Annotated in this window: 15 protein-coding genes and 2 pseudogenes; 10 read left to right on the forward strand and 7 right to left on the reverse strand. The window is 67.8% G+C overall.

The genetic code is table 11. The annotated features are described in order from the left end of the window. The first annotated feature begins 259 nt into the window (after positions 1-259). Both ON20_RS11185 and ON20_RS11190 read left to right on the forward strand, forming a co-directional pair. On the forward strand, positions 260-3,193 hold the full coding sequence (locus ON20_RS11185; RefSeq protein WP_218002500.1) for a helix-turn-helix transcriptional regulator: 2,934 nt from the start codon (positions 260-262) through the stop codon (positions 3,191-3,193). A 396-nt stretch (positions 3,194-3,589) separates the two neighbouring features. Next, positions 3,590-4,411 (forward strand): TIGR03619 family F420-dependent LLM class oxidoreductase, encoded by an 822-nt coding sequence (locus tag ON20_RS11190; RefSeq protein WP_040835075.1) that lies wholly within the window; start codon positions 3,590-3,592, stop codon positions 4,409-4,411. A 19-nt stretch (positions 4,412-4,430) separates the two neighbouring features. On the opposite strand, the gene ON20_RS11195 is transcribed toward ON20_RS11190, so the two are convergent. After that, positions 4,431-5,168, reverse strand: a complete 738-nt coding sequence (locus ON20_RS11195) for an SDR family oxidoreductase (protein ID WP_245547176.1) — start codon at positions 5,166-5,168, stop codon at positions 4,431-4,433. A 339-nt stretch (positions 5,169-5,507) separates the two neighbouring features. Here ON20_RS11195 and ON20_RS11200 point away from each other — a divergent pair, with 339 nt between their 5' ends. Together ON20_RS11200 and ON20_RS11205 are read left to right on the forward strand one after the other, a co-directional pair. Beyond that, complete coding sequence (locus ON20_RS11200; RefSeq protein ID WP_157228800.1) at positions 5,508-6,248, forward strand: hypothetical protein; 741 nt, start codon at positions 5,508-5,510, stop codon at positions 6,246-6,248. Positions 6,249-6,477: 229 nt separating this feature from the next. Then, positions 6,478-7,152, forward strand: coding sequence for an L-2-amino-thiazoline-4-carboxylic acid hydrolase (locus tag ON20_RS11205; RefSeq protein ID WP_040835077.1), 675 nt, complete (start codon positions 6,478-6,480; stop codon positions 7,150-7,152). Between the two features lie 144 nt (positions 7,153-7,296). On the opposite strand, the pseudogene ON20_RS40515 reads toward ON20_RS11205, so the two are convergent. Continuing rightward, positions 7,297-7,509, reverse strand: a pseudogene (locus ON20_RS40515) (VOC family protein); the annotation flags it as partial. Between the two features lie 178 nt (positions 7,510-7,687). Between ON20_RS40515 and ON20_RS11215 the strand changes: the two are divergent. From ON20_RS11215 to ON20_RS11235, 5 genes are all read left to right on the forward strand, one after another. Beyond that, entirely contained in the window at positions 7,688-7,978 is a 291-nt protein-coding gene (locus ON20_RS11215; protein ID WP_157228801.1) for a hypothetical protein, read from the forward strand. Between the two features lie 194 nt (positions 7,979-8,172). Next, positions 8,173-8,940: a protein kinase family protein gene (locus ON20_RS11220; RefSeq protein ID WP_157228802.1), complete on the forward strand. Its 768-nt coding sequence runs from the start codon at positions 8,173-8,175 to the stop codon at positions 8,938-8,940. Positions 8,941-9,174: 234 nt separating this feature from the next. Continuing rightward, the gene (locus ON20_RS11225) at positions 9,175-9,567 is read left to right on the forward strand and encodes a YciI family protein (protein WP_040835081.1); all 393 of its coding nucleotides are present in this window, start codon (positions 9,175-9,177) and stop codon (positions 9,565-9,567) included. Further along, entirely contained in the window at positions 9,564-10,811 is a 1,248-nt protein-coding gene (locus tag ON20_RS11230; RefSeq protein WP_040835137.1) for an RNA polymerase sigma factor, read from the forward strand. Before ON20_RS11225 ends, ON20_RS11230 begins: the two co-directional genes overlap by 4 nt. Positions 10,812-11,018: 207 nt before the next feature. Then, positions 11,019-11,495, forward strand: a complete 477-nt coding sequence (locus ON20_RS11235) for an NAD-dependent epimerase/dehydratase family protein (protein ID WP_245547177.1) — start codon at positions 11,019-11,021, stop codon at positions 11,493-11,495. Positions 11,496-11,711: 216 nt separating this feature from the next. Here ON20_RS11235 and ON20_RS34325 read toward each other — a convergent pair. The 4 genes and pseudogenes from ON20_RS34325 to ON20_RS11255 form a co-directional block, all read right to left on the reverse strand. Continuing rightward, a pseudogene (locus ON20_RS34325) lies at positions 11,712-12,237 on the reverse strand (hypothetical protein). A 5-nt stretch (positions 12,238-12,242) separates the two neighbouring features. Continuing rightward, positions 12,243-12,416, reverse strand: a complete 174-nt coding sequence (locus ON20_RS38750; RefSeq protein WP_245547178.1) for a hypothetical protein — start codon at positions 12,414-12,416, stop codon at positions 12,243-12,245. Next, the gene (locus ON20_RS11250; RefSeq protein ID WP_245547179.1) at positions 12,380-13,624 is read right to left on the reverse strand and encodes an MFS transporter; all 1,245 of its coding nucleotides are present in this window, start codon (positions 13,622-13,624) and stop codon (positions 12,380-12,382) included. The genes ON20_RS38750 and ON20_RS11250 overlap by 37 nt, the downstream gene beginning before the upstream one ends. 319 nt (positions 13,625-13,943) lie before the next feature. Then, the gene (locus ON20_RS11255; RefSeq protein ID WP_040835084.1) at positions 13,944-14,351 is read right to left on the reverse strand and encodes a hypothetical protein; all 408 of its coding nucleotides are present in this window, start codon (positions 14,349-14,351) and stop codon (positions 13,944-13,946) included. Positions 14,352-14,738: 387 nt separating this feature from the next. On the opposite strand from ON20_RS11255, the gene ON20_RS11260 reads away from it, so the two are divergent. Beyond that, a complete protein-coding gene (locus ON20_RS11260; protein WP_040835086.1) occupies positions 14,739-15,695 on the forward strand; it encodes a zinc-binding dehydrogenase in 957 nt (318 codons plus the stop codon). A gap of 157 nt (positions 15,696-15,852) precedes the next feature. On the opposite strand, the gene ON20_RS11265 is transcribed toward ON20_RS11260, so the two are convergent. Beyond that, positions 15,853-16,281 carry a nitroreductase/quinone reductase family protein gene (locus tag ON20_RS11265; protein WP_040835138.1) on the reverse strand — a complete coding sequence of 143 codons (429 nt, stop codon included), beginning with the start codon at positions 16,279-16,281 and terminating at the stop codon, positions 15,853-15,855. Positions 16,282-16,291 lie beyond the last annotated feature (10 nt).

A 16,291-nucleotide genomic window follows, 5' to 3' on the forward strand; every position in this document is an offset into this window, starting at 1 on the left:
AACGGTCGACTGCACGGACTACTGTCCAATCTCTTGCCCGGCAGACCGCCGGATACCACGGAATCGCGCCGGCGGCGCCATCACCCCAAGAATGGGATGCTGTACCGGCGATCCGGCAGTAGGGAATCCCCTATATCAGGGGTGGACCTCCCACCCCTGATAGTTCGACGCGACAACAGAACTCGTTCTCGTTACGATTCCGGCCCAGAGCTCGGTGGTTCGATGGCCGAGCCGGTATAGGTCCGGAGGTGACATATCGGTGGTCTCACCGGATCGGAAACAGGTGCCATTGGTTGGGCGAGCCGTGGAGATACAGGCGCTCCAGGACATTCTCATTGCGGCACGGGATGGCGCGGCAGCGGCCATCGCGGTGACCGGCGAACCAGGAATCGGTAAGACCCGATTACTCGAGGAAACCGTGCACCGCGCCGTGGAACTGGGGTTTCAGGTGTTCGAGGGCCGCGGGACGGAGCTGGAGCGCGCGCTACCCTACGCGGTGGTGATCGATGCTCTGGACGAGCCGGCGAGTTCGCTGCGCCGCAGCGAACTACGGGATCTGGGTAGCGACAATATCGCCGAGCTGGGCCGGCTGCTCCCCTCGCTCAACACCTGGGCGACGCCGCTGCGGACGAGACTGCAGATCGAACGGCATCGCTGTCACCGGGCGGTGCGCTCGCTGCTGCACCGGCTCACCGCCCGTCGGCCCGTCCTGCTGGTACTCGACGACATTCACTGGGCCGACCACGCCTCGATCGAGGTGATCGCGCATCTGCTGCGCCACCAGATCGCCGGGCTCGCGCTGGTGCTGGCGCACCGGGCCCGGCAGCTACCGGAAACCCATTCGGCGCTGTTCTCGCGCGCCGTCTACGACCGAACCCTCACGGAGCTGGAGCTCGGGCCGCTATCGCTGGACGACGCCGCGAAACTGCTATCCGGCCGTTTCGACCACGACGAACTGGTCCGGCTGCATCAATACTGTGGTGGAAACCCCTTCTACCTCCAGGAAATCGCGCGGTCCCGGCAGAGTTCGACCCGCGGGTTCGAGCTCGGTGATCTCGGAACCGCGGACTCATCGGGCGTTCCCGCCGCCATCAAGGCCGCCATCGCTCGGGAAGTACGGTCGCTGTCGGACGAGGGCCGCCGGCTGCTGCACGCCGCCGCCGTCACGGGCGGCGTGTTCGACGTCGATCTCGCCCTCGAGATCGCCGAACTGGACGAGGCTGCGGCCCGGTCGGCAACGGACGAGATGGTCCGGGCCGGGCTGGTGTACTCCACCACCACGCCGGGACGGCTCGCCTTCCGCCATCCCATACTCCGCCTCGCCCTCTACGGGAGCATCGGATACGGCTGGCGCAGACAAGCACACCGCCGTGCAGCGGCCGCCCTGGAGCGCCGGCAGGCGGCGCTGTCGATGCGGGCCCACCATCTGGAGCAGGCCGGCGATATCGGCGACGCGCAAGCCATCGCCGTGCTGACCCGGGCGGGGATTTCGGCGGCGCCGCGAGCACCGGTCGCGGCGGCCCGGTGGTTCCGCGCCGCGCTGCGCCTGCTCCGCGACGACGCGCCCGCCGATCAGCGGCTGTCCCTGATGCTGGCGTTGGCCGACGCCCTCAGTTCAACCGGTCGCCTCGGCGAATGCGGTGCGGTGCTGCGGGAGACGTTGGCCATCATTCCACCCGAGGCCATGGGTGATCGTGCCGGGATCATGGCGCGGATAGCGCTCGCCGAGCAGGGAGTGGGCAACTCCCAGGAAGGGAAACGCCTTCTCACCGCGGCGCTCTCGCTGACCGCGCCCGCCAGCCTCACCGCGGCCACGTTGCGGCTGGAACTCGCCAAGAACCACCTCATGATGCGCCACTGGGACGAGGCCGCCCGGATCACCCGGCAGGTGCAGCGCAGTGCCGAGGTCCGGAACGACCGACGCCTGTATCTCGTGGCGACCGCAGCGAGCGCCTATCTGGGCACGATGCAGTGCGGCGACTCGCTGGTCGACGCCCTGGCCTACCTCCAGGAAGCGGTATCGGCCCTGGACGCCTTGAACGACAATGAAGTCGCGCCCGACCTCTTGGACGGGCTCACCAATGTGGTGTACGCCGAGATCTCCATGGAGCGCTGGGAAAGCGCGATCGCGCACGCGGAACGGGGCATTCGGCTGTCCCGCGATACCGGTCACGGCCGGCACCTGGTGGAATTGCAGCATTTACGCGCGCTCGGGCACAAGATGCAGGGCAACCTGGAGTCGGGTCTGGTCGCGGCGACCAGCGCCGTGGACAGCGCCCTCATGCTCGACAATTCGCCGATAGTGGCATTGACCGAGGCCACCCGCTGTTGGCTGCTGATGCTGCTGGGGCGCACCGCGGCGTCGCTCGAATCCGGAGCGTTGGCCATGCGGGTCAATGCCCAGGCGCCCGACGCGCTGTTCGCCTGGCATGCGCCGCTCGTCTACGGGTGCGCACTCATCGAGGCCGGTCGCTACCGGCAGGGCTGTCGGGAGATCCGCGCCATCGACGGTGGCGAGGAGCTGGGTGCCATGTTCCCTACCACCATGCCGTACTTCTACCGCTTCCTGGTCGAAGGCGAGCTCGCGCTCGGCAGGGTGGAGGCCGCCGAACAGACCACCCGCTATATCGAAGAGATCGTCGAAGGTATGCCGGGTATGCACATGAGAGCCGGGGACGCACGGTTCTCCCGGGCGCGCATCCACCTGTTCCGTAAGAATGTGCCCGCCGCTCTGACCGCTGCCGAGGAAGCCGTGGCCGGTTACGAAACCAGCGGAACCCGGGTGGAAATGGCCAGGGCGCGGCTGCTGTTCGGTCAGGCGCTCGCCGAGCACGGCGATACGGCCACGGCACGGCGTGAATTCGACCAGGCACTGGTAACGGCGGAACAGTGCGGAGCCGCGCGACTCGCCGAGCGCGCCCGGCTGTCACTGCACCGCATCGGTGCCCGGACACCGCGCGGCAGGCGGAACGGCTCGCACGATACCGCGGTCCGCCTCGGCGATCTGACCGAACGCCAGTCCGAGATCATCGCCCGGGTGGTGCTCGGGCGTACGAATCGGCAGATCTCCGAGGAGCTGTACGTGAGCGAGAAGACGGTGGAGGCCCACCTCACCCGCTTGTACACCAAACTCGGTGTCTCCTCCCGCGCCGAACTGGCCGCCCTCGCCGCGGCGAGCGAACATCTCCGCTAGCCGCCCGCCGTGTCGGGGTCGCCGCATGCGCTCGACGATCCCCGCGGAACCGGCCGAGCGTTGGTGAAGCCCGGGGATATCGACCCGTGATGTCGAGGACGCGGCCGGTGGCACCCCCGGTGGGCCGGCCACGCCCGGGGTGGACCCGATTCGGAGTGTGTCGCTCGTGACCGGCACCCGGTCAGGGCTTGCCGCATGCCGGGGTCTGTCCGACGACGCCGTGACGCAGCGGAGTATTGTCGGCGGGCGAGTGGGAGGGGCCCACTTTCCTCGCCCTGGTGGGCCCACACGCCGGAGGTGTGCCGTGCCGGGCGGGCTCGGGCCGCCGCCGGGAAGGGCACACCTCCACGGCGGCGGCAGAAATATTCGTATGCGACCGCGACGTTCGCACCCGGTATGAAGATCGGAGTCAACACCTTCCTGACCGACGAGGGAATCAGCCCGACGAAACTCGGCTCCGCGCTCGAGGAGCGAGGACTGGAATCGCTGTTCCTCGCCGAGCATTCCCATATCCCCGCCGCCAGGCAGTCCGTGTATCCCGGTGGGGGCGAACTGCCGCGCGTCTACTACCGGACGATGGACCCTTTCGTCGCCCTCGGGGCCGTCGCGGCCGTCACCGAGCGGTTGATCCTGGGCACCGGGGTCGCGCTGTTGATCCAGCGCGATCTCATCCACACCGCGAAGGAGGTCGCCACCCTCGATCGGATCTCGGACGGCCGAGTGGTCTTCGGCGTGGGTGTCGGGTGGAACCGCGAGGAGATGGCCGATCACGGTACCGACCCCAGGACCCGCGGCGCGCTCCTGGACGAGCAACTCGAGGCCATCATCACGATCTGGACCCGGGAACTCGCCGAATATCACGGCGAATTCATCGATTTCGATCCCATGTACGCCTGGCCGAAACCGCGGCAACAACCGCATCCGCCCATCTACATCGGTGGCGCGGAGGCCGCGGCCCGCCGCGCGGTCCGACACGGTGTGGGCTGGATTCCCAACGGGGTGTCCGAGGCGGCTGCGGTCCAGGCCCAACTCGCGGAGTTCGCCGACAGCGGTCTTCCCGTCACGGTCACTCCCGCTCCGCGGAACCCGGCTGTCCTCGACGCCTACGCCGAGGCCGGTGTCGAACGCGTGACCTTACATCTGCAGACCCAGCCGGAATCGGAATCGCTGCACGCGCTCGACGACTTCGCGAAACTGGCCGAACGCTATCGCGGATAGGGCGTGTTCGAACACCGTCTCAGGCGACGCCGCCGTTGGTGTAGAGGATCTGCCCGTTGATCCAGCGTGCCGGGCCGGCGAGAAAGGCGACCGCCTCAGCAATATCGGCCGGTTCGCCGAGCCGTTCGAGTGGTGACAGGTGGGCGAGCCGGTCGATGTCCTCGGCGTCCTTTCCGTCGAGGAACAGCGGGGTGGCCGTCGGACCGGGCGCGATGGCGTTGACGGTGATGTCGCGGCCGCGCAGTTCCCGCGCGAGGATGAGGGTCATGGCTTCCACCGCCCCTTTCGTGCCCGCGTACGCGGCGTAACCGGGCTGCTGGAGTCGGGTCACCGAAGACGAGAAGTTGATCAGTGCCCCGCCGGGGCGCAGGCCGCGGGCCGCGAGCTGGGAGACGACGAAGGTGCCGCGCACATTGGTGCGCTGCATCCGGTCGAACGCGTCCAGGTCGAACTCGGTGACCGGGCCGAGCAGCATGATGCCCGCCGTGTTGACCACGACATCCATTCCGCCGAACCGTTCCGTGATCTCGGTGAAGATCCGGGCCATCCGCTCCGAGTCCGCGACGTCGCCACCCAGGGCCACCGCGGTGCCACCACCGTCGGTGATGGCCGCCACCACATCCTCGGCGCGAGCGGCATTGCCGGCGTAGTGCACGACGATACTCATCCCCTCGGCGGCGAGCCGCTGCGCCACGGCACGGCCGATACCGCCGGAGCCTCCGGTGACCAGAGCGACGCGGTCGGTGGGCGAGGGCACGGAAACCTCCTGGGGATCGGCCGATGCGGTAGCGGCGGATGCCGCGACCGCACGAGGGTCTTCGCCGTCGATCCTCGCACCGGCCTTCCTCGTGAAGGAACGACACGCGGCGAATCCCGGAGACATCCTGCCGGCGTATCCGCTCGGTGGCCGGTCCGTCGCCGGGTGCCGGCCGTCGAGTCCGTGTCCGGTGGTGAGCGCAACGGCCGCCTCGGCCTGTATGGGTTCGTGCGGTTCTGGCCGCGCCACCGCGATAGGGGTTTCCACTCGGACCCGTTGCGGACAAATACGTGCGCAACCCGATTCACCGGATGCGATGATGCCAGGGAGGAGGATTCGATGACCTCGACAGATCCGCCGGACCGGCTACAACGGGTGTCGGTCGGCGAATGGGTGGCGCGGGCGATCGCGGTCGTGCTGCTGGTTCCGGTGCGGTTGCTCTGGGAAGCGGTGAAGCTGTGCGGCCGAACGGTCGTGGCGGCATGCGTCTACGTCTTGGACAGGCTGCTCGTACCGATGGGCCGATTCGTTTGGTATTGGCTGGTCCGGCCGCTGTGGCTGTTCGTGAAGGACGTGGTGTGGGGATGGGCGCTACAGCATGTGCTGTGGGGGCTGATACTCACCCCGCTGGGCGCGCTGCTGATGGACTGGCTGCTGCGACCGCTGCGGCACGCGGTCGAACGATGGCTGTGGCTGCTGCTGCTGCCGGCACTGGAACTGCTGTGGCGGTGGGTGCTGCGACCGGCCCTCTACGCGTTCGTCGTGACCGTCGAGTGGCTGTGGCGGTGGTGTGTGGAATGGCCACTACGTCTGCTGTGGCGGTGGGTGCTGCGACCGTTCTGGGTTCTCGTCGCGGCGATCGTGTCCTATGGTTGGCGCGGCGCGACCGCCGTGGTGCGAGTACTGGTTGTCATACCGTGCGTCTTCGTCTATCGGACCGTGCTGTGCCCTGTTCTGCGCGCCCTCGGCGCGGTGTGGGAGGCGGCCGTCGTGCGCCCGATCCGGGCCGTGCACCGGCATGTGTTGGCGCCGATGAACCGGATCGCGGCAGACCTGTTGAACAGCGTATTCGGCCGGTGAATCCAGCGGTATGCGGCGGTTCGGTCTGGACGGGACCGGTGTCGCCGTGGCATTCTACCGTCGGTAACAATCCGTATATCGTCGACGCCCGGTAGGTCGGTGGAGCGCGTCGGCGTGCTCGTTCGGTTGCGAGCACGGCCGGCCGTTCGCATGGACAGGGTGGCTGTGTTTCGGGACCGGACACGTCTCGAAGTTTCGGGACCGGACACGTCTCGAAAAGGACAGCTACATGGACACCGACCACTTCGGTCTCACCGCCGGCGACTACGTTCCCGATCCCGAACGGGACACCGCGCTGATCGTCGACTCCTTCTTCGCCGCCGTCGCCGCGAGTGCGCGCGAGCACGGGATCGACGACGATCCGACCCCCGAACTGCGCAACCGTCTCGTCGACCTGGAGGCCGCAAACGCCGACCGTATCGTTGACGAACCCGCGCGCCACAACCTGCGCATGGCCCTCGCACTGGTCGTCGCCTATCATTTCCTCGCTCCGCGTATCGGTCGCGAACCCGCTGCCCTCGTCGTGCGCCGGGCGTTCGTGGAACCGACCGGCTTCGCGGTCCAGGAGGGTACCCGGGCGATGCTGGACACGGCCGCCGACCCGTTCACGGCGATGGTCCAGGTGTCCAAGGCACGGGAAAAGTACACGTTCGGAGCCGGTTTCGAGTTCGAGCGTCCGGTCGACGACGACAACCGCTATCACGTCGATGTCGTGCACTGCTTCTACCACGAGGTACTGGCGGCCCATTCGGCCGCCGAACTTACCCCGGCGATGTGTGCCTTCGACGGCAACTGGATCGCGGCCATCGCTCCGGACGAGCACGGTTTCCGATTCGACCGCGCAACTACCATCGGGTTCGGTGGTAGCCGCTGTCCGTTCCATTTCGACCGGATCTCCCGATAGGGCGTTCGCTCGTCGCCGCGACGACGGCGCTCGGGTGGCCCGTTCCCGCCGACCCCGCGCACACGATGTTCGGTGGGAACGGGCCCGCAGTCTCCGGTGACGGTCCTGACCGGTCAGCGAACTGCCCCGACCTTCCTCACCTCCGTCGGTGAGGTCCACCCATATCTTGTCCACTTCTTCTTGCGTGTCACAGTCAACGCACAGCGACATGGCTCCCGTGGTGGTGAACCGCGGCCCGCCGTTGAACGCGATATACCGTTGGCCGGCCGGCGCAAAGGTGACGGAGGCGGCGTGACCGTCCGCACCGCGTTGTGTCTCGAGGATTTCGGAGTCGGTGAAGAGCCGCGTGTAATACACGGCGGCTCCTCGGCCCGGTCATCGAACCATATGAACGTACTCACCTGCATGCCTGTCTCCCCGAGTGACGCATCGAGCCCGAACGGGCGGGCGCGGACCGGAATGATGGAGGTCGACGTCGCATCCCGAAACTGAGATGCTGGTGGTGTCGGTTGCCGCGGAGAGAATGGAGGTTTGGATGGCCGGCCAGCGAACCCCGACCCAGCTCGGAGTGTACGAAATCGTCGCCCGTCGTGCGCAGCGTGTGGCCGAGTTCCGGCTGACGGCAGCCGGTCGGGTGCTGTTGACCTCGAGCGACGGTGAGGGGTGTCTGCAGGCTCAGCAGTGGTACGACGAAGGAGCCGAGGTCGACGACGGACCGAACGTCCTGCCGGCGGCCGGGCCCGCTTTTATGCGCGCACTGGTGCAGCAGCCGTTACGGATGAGCTACTGCCGATTGGTTGACGAAACCCCGTCCACTCCGGTGTGAGTCGCGCGATACGGCGTCCTGGATCCCACCGTCCCCGACACCACGCCCGATTCGACACCGGCGTCCCCTGACCGCGATGAGTGATCGTCTGGGGGTGAACGTCGATGCCCACTCCGTTAGGTGAGTTCCGGGATCGGGTGTATGGCCGCTCGGGCAATGATCCAACCGCCGGCCGACTCCTGAACGAGCAGAGTATGACGACGTTCGAAGATCGCGGAACGTCGTCGACCGAACACCGCAACTCCTACACTCCACCCGCCGGTGAGCTGGAGATGCGGCAGCGACAACTACGAGATGACGACCCGCTCGACGAGGATTTGATATTCACCTCGAATACCGTGCGTATCCTGCCTTCCGACGACACGGGAACGCTCAATGTCTACAAGCCCTTCTCCGGCGAGTCCTTCGGAGCCCGAAACTGGATCACTCACGAACCGGGCCGGCTCGCCTGCCGGGAGGTCGCCGCCTACCGGATCGACCAGATGTTCGGGTTCGGCAGAGTGCCACCGACGGCGCTGATCGCCGGCCCGGACGGACCCGGCTCGGTTCAGCAGTTCATCGAGCTCGGACGTGGGAAGCGGTGGGACGAGTTCGACCCGGTTCAACAGCAGCAAGCCGCCGTCCTGCACTATGTCATCGGCAACTCCGACGGCCACCGCTCCAACTACCGGCCGGACCTGGTCGGGGATCTCGTGTCGTTCGACCACGGTTACTCGCTGCCGGAAACCCCCGATCCCGCCCGTGGCTCCAGGGACTTCATCCTGAACTCCGACTTCGTCACTCTCCACCATGGCAGTGCGGCCCCCCTCGACGAGAGAGTGCTCCGAGCCGTCGACGCGGTGTGTCCCGAGCACGTTCGCGCCGCGCTCGAGGATCTCGACCTCTCGGAAAGCGCCGTCCACGGCGCGATCACCCGCCTCGAAGAGATCCGACGATTACGCCGTATCCCAGCGCCCGGCTGAGGATACGGGTGGCGACAACCCTCGGGACCTGCTTACCACCGCTGCCGGTCGCGGCCGCGTATCGGGGCGTGAGAACCACTCGATCCGCCGCCTCGGCAGGGGTTTACTGCTCGTCGACTGTGCGGCCTCCGTATTTCGTCGCGCCGACAATGTAGATATTCCGAGCCCGGCTCCGACGTTCCGGGTACGGATGGCGTATACCGCGCCCGCCGACGACGAGTAGAGGAGCCGACCGTGAAATACGTGATCCTGATCCACTCCAATCCCCAGCCGTGGGGGCATCCGACCGGTGACTATCTCGCCGAATTCCAGGCCCTCCCGCAGGAGGAGCGTGACCGCATCACCGCCGATTTCCAGCGGACACTCACCGAGATGCGGGAGAAGGGCGAACTGGTGACGGGGGAGGCGCTCGGGGCGCCCGAGTCGGCGCGACTGTATCGGTGGGAAGCGGGGAAAACGCTGGCCACCGACGGACCCTATGCCGAGGCCAAGGAACATCTCGCCGGGTTCTTCCTCATCGATGTGGAAGACCATACGCGGGCCGAGGAAATCGCCGCGGTGTTCTCCGGGCCCGGTGAGACGGTCGAACTGCGACCCACCATGTGGCCGGGCGGCGAGGAGCAGTGAGCGCGCGGGCGGTGGCGGAGGTGTGGCGTCGGGAGGCGCCGCACCTCCTCGTCGCCCTGTTGCGTCGGCACGGTGACCTGGGTGATTGCGAGGACGCGGCGCAGGAGGCGGCGGAGGCAGCCGCGGTGCGCTGGGCGCGCGACGGGGTGCCGGACAATCCGCGTGGCTGGTTGATCCGGGTCGCCTCCCGACGGTTGATCGACCGGGTGCGGGCCGACCGGTCGCGGGCCGACCGGGAGGAAGCGGTGGCCGTGACGCAGCCGAGCGACGCCTTCCTCGCACCCGCCGCCGACACGGAATCACCGGTTTCCGGCGACGACACCTTGCGGCTGTTTCTGCTCTGCTGTCATCCGAGTCTGAGCCGGTCCTCGCAGGTCGCGCTGACGCTGCACGCGGTCGCGGGGCTGAGCGCCGACCGGATCGCGGCCGCCTACCTCGTCCCGGAACGCACCATGGCGCAGCGGCTGACCCGGGCCAGATCGACGTTGCGCGCGGCGGGCGCGCGTTTCGAACTGCCCGCCGCGCACGAGTTGCCGACGCGGATCGCCTCCGTACTCGATGTATGCCACCTGATGTTCACCGCCGGACATACGAACAGTGCGGGCGCTTCCGTGCACGACCCTCCGCTGGCCGAGGAGGCCATCCGGCTCACCCGAAGCCTCCACCGGGCCGTTCCCCAGCACGGTGAAATCGCCGGAGCGCTGGCGCTGATGCTGCTCACCCATGCCCGCGCGGCCGCCTGTGCCGACGGCGCCGATCTGATCCCGCTCTCCGAACAGGATCGCGGCCGCTGGGACCGCGCCGCGATTGCCGAGGGGGTGGCCATCCTCGAACGGGTGCTGCCCCGCGGTTACGTGGGCCGCTACCAACTGCAGGCCGCGATCGCCGCCGTACACGCCGAGTCACCGACCTGGGACACCACCGATTGGCGCCAGATCTGTGTGCTCTACGCCATGCTCGACCGCGTGGATCCGAGCCCGGCCGTGACACTGAATCGGGCCGTCGCCGTGGGGATGGCGTTCGGTCCCGGGCAGGGCCTAGTGCTTGTCGACGCCCTGCTCGAGGAGCCGACGATGCGGCGGCATCACCGCACGCACGCCGTGCGCGCGCATCTGCTGGAGATGGCGGGCGACCCGATCGGGGCAAGGACGAGTTATCAGCGGGCGAGTCGGCTCACAGCGAGTATCCCGGAACAGCGCTACCTCAATATCCGGCTGCGCCGCCTCGGGGGCCCGGAACCGTGACACCGCTGTCGGGCCCTCCGACACCGATGATTGTCCCCCCGCCGATAGCCGAAGGAACGGAGTTCTCGCCGCCCACGTCCACCCGGTCGTTCGCGCTGTGGGCGGCGGCCTCGACCAGGCGGTGGGCGTCGCACTCCGACCGTCACACCGCGGCTCTCGCCCGTCGACCAACGCCGGTTCGGCCCCGGGCCACGGTAGCCTGACCGGGTGCGCATCTTCCTGGCCGGAGCGACCGGCGTCATCGAGAGTCGCTTGTTACCGCTGCTGGTCGCGGCCGGGCACAAGGTCGCGGGAACCACTCGTTCCCCCGACCGCGCCGAGTCGATCCACGTGGCCGGTGGCGTGCCGGTGGTCTGCAATGTCTACGACGCCGACACCCTGACCCCTGCGATGGTGGTCTTCGCGCCCGATCTGGTGATGCATCAGCTCACCGATCTGCCCGACGACCCCGCGCGGATCACCGAGATGGCCGCCGCCAATGCCCGGATACTGACCGAGGGCACCACGAATCTGATAGCGGCCGCCGCGGCGGCCGGAGCGCAGCGCTTCCTCGCCCAGAGCACCGCCCTGAACCTGCCCGACCGCGGCGACATCATCGCCGGGCACGAGCGCCGTCCTGGATGTGGGCGGGGTAGTGGTCCGGTACGGCCGGTTCTACGGGCCGGGCACGTACTACCCGGGTGAACCCCCGGGGCCTCCGCGTATCCACGTGAGCGACGCGGCGGCCCGGACGGTTCCGCTGCTGGAAGCGCCGAGCGGAATCGTGGTGCTGGTCGAGGAGCCGACCGGCTGAGCGCCGTTCGGCCGGTGCCGGATCGCTACCGCTCATATGATCGGTGAAGGCGGCGCCGGAGGCGACCGCGCGTTCGAGTACACCCACAGCCGAGCACGGTTCCGGACTCAGTGGGTGAGCAGGACCTTGACGATCACGACCGTCGCGGCGGCCACCGCCAACAGCACGACGGATGCCCGTGTGGGGCTCGCCTTCCAACCGGCCGATGACGAACACGGTGCCCCCGATACGGACCAGGACAGCGAGTTCCGCGAGCAGCTGTGCGTTCCTCGGGTCCGTCCATCCCGACCAGGCGGTGGCGAGAATTGCGCACGGTAGTACCGCCGAACTGAAGACCGGGATGGAATTGCGCAATTCGCGCATCCTGTCCGCCCTCGTCGGTGTCCGCCCTGCACGCACGGTGTGTCCGACGGCTTCGGCGAAGACATGGGCGACGAACGTGGACAGGGCCGTACCGAGGACCACCAGAATTCCGACGTGCTCGTCCGTCGTGACGATCGGTACCAGGGCGGCCAGGACCAGCACATTGCCGTAGATATACGCGCTGATGCGGCTCGCCGCGTTGTCGCGGTCCAACGCCCTGCTGCGTGGGAACAAGGGCCCATGCAACAGGGTATGCGCGTCGATGCCCATCGCGGTCACGGAGGATGAGCCGTACCGGGATGGGCGGGTAGAAAGGCCGCGATGATCAATCCGGCGATGCCGAGGGCTGCCAGGGTGATCATCGCGGCGGCGTAGGCGTGACCGCTCAGGCCGGCGGTAAGGATGGTTCCGGCTATGGCGATGCCCAGCGAGGAGCCGAGGTTGGACATACTGCGTGCCAAGCCGAGATCTCATCCTGCTGCTCTCCGCCGAAACCGGACCGAACGATATCGACCGCCGGGGTCGGTATCACACCCGATCCCACGCCGATAAGCAGTAATCCCGGCGCGAAAGCCCAAGGGCTCACGGCGCGGCCGGCCAGGACGAGCAACGCGTTGATGCCGACGACCGTCACGGCGAAGCCCGCCGTGATCAGAATGCGCTGGGGGTACCGACGTGACAGTCGCGTGGCCGCCCACGACGATCCCAGCAGCCCCACGGTGGCCGCGGTGAAGACCACGCCCGTCTGGATGGCGTTGTACCCCCGTACCACCTGCAAATACGCCGCCACCACGAATATGGTTCCCATCAGCAGCAGCCATTGGAGATTCTGCGTGACGAAGCCGAGGGCGGCGGTGCGATTGCGCAACAGGCCCATCGAGATCAATGGTTCGCGACCGGCTCGTTCCTCCGCGCGAATCCACAGGAAGAAGCACACCAGGACCACCGCGCTCACCGCGAGTAGGGCCCACATCAGCCGAACATCCTCATCGGCGGCCAGGATGCCCATGACGGGCAGGACCATCCCGACTGTCGACAGCACAGCGCCGGGAATGTCGAACGGCTTTGCCGGGTCCATGGGCGCGGGGTCGTCGATGCGCCGACCGAGCCACGCTATCGACGCGACCACCAGCGCCTGGAACACGAAGGCCGCCCGCCAGCCGAGCCCGGAGGTGATGAGCCCACCGAGCAGCGGCCCCGCCGCGGCACCGATTCCGCCCATGGCCATGATCACGCCGATCGCCCGCGCGCGTGAAGTCGTATCGGTGAACAGCAGGGTGGCCAGGATGTAGACGGGCGGAATCAGCAATGCGGCGCCGGCACCTTCGAGGATCGAGTTACCCAGGACAAGCACCCCGAGCCCGGGCGCGAGCGCACTCAGCACGGCGCCGATACCGTAGACGGCCAGCCCCGCGACGAAACAGCGTTTGCGGCCGTATCGGTCGGTGAGCTTGCCGCCGGGAATCATCAGCGCGGCGACGACCAGCAGGAAGGTCGTGATCACAAGCTGCACACCCTGCACCGTGGTGTGCAGGTCCGCGCTGATGTCGTTGATCATCACGCTCGGGCTCGAGCCGGCGAAGCCGCAGATGAACTGCGCAAGAACCAGCGGAACGAGCGCCGCGCGTGGTGGGGTGAGGGCGCCGGGGCCGCTCATCGGTCGCATCGACCTATGTGGCCGCCGAGGGAACGAGAGCCGCGGTCCGCGGGGCTTTGATGAGGCCGTGCTCGGTAATGGGTGGGTAGGTGTTCACAGGAGCTCCTGCCCCGAGGCAATAGGAAGGCGGAAACAAGACGTGCGCCTGCCCGCAGGCGAGGCACCACTTATCCGGAAGCGCTTCCCTTCAGTGTGCTCCGAGGCGACATCCGACGGGAGAGGAAAGAAAAGCAGACCGGTTCCGAAGCGGTAACCGCGACCCCGGACGGTGGAGCGGGCTCTCGTTCGGCTCGGCGGCAGGTCGATATGAGCGGCCCGTTCATGCGGTCGAGGCGGTTCCCCGCAGTCGGAGCCCGAGTACCACGATGATCACGCTCAGCGCCACACACAGCGGCTGCACCCAGATCACCGTCCGGATCACCACCAGTTGGACCAGGATCCAGGCGATCGCGGCCGAACCGGCCGCGATCGCGACAGCCGGATACGAGCGCCGGCCGTGGCCGGCAAGCCAGGACGTGGCCGCCATCGGCATTCCCACGACCAGCGCGAGCATGACGGCAGCGAAGGGCTCACTGTCCCAGGGCAGCCGGCTGTCTATCACCGCGCCGAATTCGATCAGCCCGGTGGCGACCCCGGCGGCACCGGCGAATGCCCAGATCGCGATCGCCCCCGAGATCATCGCCAGAACGGTCCGCCACACCGGCCGCGCCTGTTTGTCGACGGTCATGATCCGAGTGTGATATAGCATGCCGGTGCGGCGACAGGGGCTTACCCGACCGCACTCTACCGGTGTGGATCGATTATCGGCCGGACCTCGGTTGTTTCCTCGGGTAAGAGGACGACCGGTTGTGAGCAGGCCGAGACATGTTCGGCGCGCTCGCGGGGGTTGGGCCGAGGTTCTGTGCCCGATCCGTTGCGACAACGGTACGCGATCGTTGTCGCCGATGCTGTCGCACTCGGACGTGTTCGGTCCGGGTTGCCGCGTCGATGTCGGGCCTTCGGTGTCGGGGATGTGATCTACGCCTCTCGTCCGACCCGAGCGCTTGACCTAAACCTTACTTGAGGTAACAGGCTGGTCGCTGTCCGGTAGGGACATCGAACCCGAGGAGGTTTCATGCGAGCAGTGCAGGCAACGGAATTCGGCGGGCCGGAGGTATTGGTGGCGCGCGAGGTGCTGGTGGAGGTCGCCGCCGCGGATGTCATGTTCCTCGACACCCGGCTGCGCGCCGGTTGGGGTACCGAGTGGTTTCCGGTGCGGCCGCCATACATCCCGGGCGGGGCCGTCGCCGGCACGGTACGCGCCGTCGGCATGGACGTCGACCGGGCCTGGCTCGGTAAAACGGTGGCCACGATAACCGCGAGCAGCAGTATCGGTGGCGGTCTCCCCATCGGTGGATACGCCGAACTGGCGCCGGCCAAGGCGCAATCCCTGATCGAAGTGCCCGAAGCGTTCACGACTCGGGCCGTCGCCGTGGTGCACGACGGCCGTACCGCGCTGGGCGCCTTCGAGCGGGCCGCCGTGCAGGCCGGTGACCAGGTGCTGATCACCGCCGCGGGCGGGGGAATGGGCACCCTGCTGATCCAGTTCGCCCATCGCGCCGGCGCGAAGGTGATCGCCGCGGCCCGCGGTTCCGCCAAACTGGAGCTCGCGAGTCGCCTCGGCGCCGATACGGTGATCGACTATTCGCAGGACGACTGGGCCGAGCAGGTCGTGGCCGCGACCGGCGGCTCCGGCCCCCGGGTGGTGTTCGACGGCGCCGGCGGTGCGCTGGGCTCGGCCGCGCTCGCCGTGACCGCCGACGGCGGCCGGTTCATCGGATACGGGGCGGCCGCGGGAGATTTCGCGGCCGGCGCCACGAGCGTGGACCGAGACATCGATATCGTGGGCCTGTCCAATCTGCGCTCCTCCGTCGACGACCGGCATCGGCTGGGTGTCCGTATACAGGCCGAGGTTGCCGCCGGGCGCGTGAAACCGGTCGTGGGCCAAACCTTTCCGCTGGAACAGGCCGACCGCGCCCATGCTGCCATCGAGGTCAGGGCCGCTATCGGCCGGACCGTGTTGACGGTGTGATCCAGCGGGACAAAGTTGCTCGCCAGGATGACTATGTCGGAACGCTCCCGCGGGCAGTCCGACAGTGCGCTCGAGTTCGTAGCGGGGGCGGGCGTTGGGTGAGGATATGGACAGCGGTGAGGTGGACGATGGATAACAGGCTGTACCGGTGGCCCGGTCAGGCGCGGTGCAGTGCCAGGACCGGGATGGTGCGGATACCGTCGGCTTTGCGGGCGTAGTCGGCGAAACCGGGATAGCGGCGGGCCTGTTCGGCGTAGATGCGGTCACGACGCTCGCCGGTGACTTCTTCCACGGTGACCGGATAGGTCTGGGTGCCGCGTTCGATCTCGCCGGTTCCGGCGGTGGTCAGGTTGTAGTACCAGGCCGGGTTGGTCGGGGCTCCGGCCTTGGAGGCGAAGACGTAGACGGTGTCGGGGTCGTGCTCGTCGGGCAGGTACATCATCGGGGTCACCAGCTCACGGCCGGTTTTGCGTCCTCGATGGTGAACCAGGACCATCGGGGCGCCCTCGAAGTTGCCACCGACTCGGCCCCGATTGGCCCGGAACTCGGCGATGATCTCGGTATTCCAATCCTCGGATGTGCTCATGAACAGATTC

Origin of the sequence: Nocardia brevicatena NBRC 12119, assembly GCF_000308495.1 — a bacterium.
GTDB classification, from domain to species: domain Bacteria; phylum Actinomycetota; class Actinomycetes; order Mycobacteriales; family Mycobacteriaceae; genus Nocardia; species Nocardia brevicatena.

Excerpts from the sequence above, each read along its gene's own strand:
- ON20_RS11190 (WP_040835075.1), top strand. The coding sequence starts at position 3,590 with ATGAAGATCGGAGTCAACACCTTCCTGACCGACGAGGGAATCAGCCCG.
- ON20_RS11200 (WP_157228800.1), top strand. The coding sequence starts at position 5,508 with ATGACCTCGACAGATCCGCCGGACCGGCTACAACGGGTGTCGGTCGGC.
- ON20_RS11205 (WP_040835077.1), top strand. The coding sequence starts at position 6,478 with ATGGACACCGACCACTTCGGTCTCACCGCCGGCGACTACGTTCCCGAT.
- ON20_RS11215 (WP_157228801.1), top strand. The coding sequence starts at position 7,688 with ATGGCCGGCCAGCGAACCCCGACCCAGCTCGGAGTGTACGAAATCGTC.
- ON20_RS11220 (WP_157228802.1), top strand. The coding sequence starts at position 8,173 with ATGACGACGTTCGAAGATCGCGGAACGTCGTCGACCGAACACCGCAAC.
- ON20_RS38750 (WP_245547178.1), bottom strand. The coding sequence starts at position 12,416 with ATGTCCAACCTCGGCTCCTCGCTGGGCATCGCCATAGCCGGAACCATC.
- ON20_RS11250 (WP_245547179.1), bottom strand. The coding sequence starts at position 13,624 with ATGAGCGGCCCCGGCGCCCTCACCCCACCACGCGCGGCGCTCGTTCCG.
- ON20_RS11255 (WP_040835084.1), bottom strand. The coding sequence starts at position 14,351 with ATGACCGTCGACAAACAGGCGCGGCCGGTGTGGCGGACCGTTCTGGCG.
- ON20_RS11260 (WP_040835086.1), top strand. The coding sequence starts at position 14,739 with ATGCGAGCAGTGCAGGCAACGGAATTCGGCGGGCCGGAGGTATTGGTG.
- ON20_RS11265 (WP_040835138.1), bottom strand. The coding sequence starts at position 16,281 with ATGAGCACATCCGAGGATTGGAATACCGAGATCATCGCCGAGTTCCGG.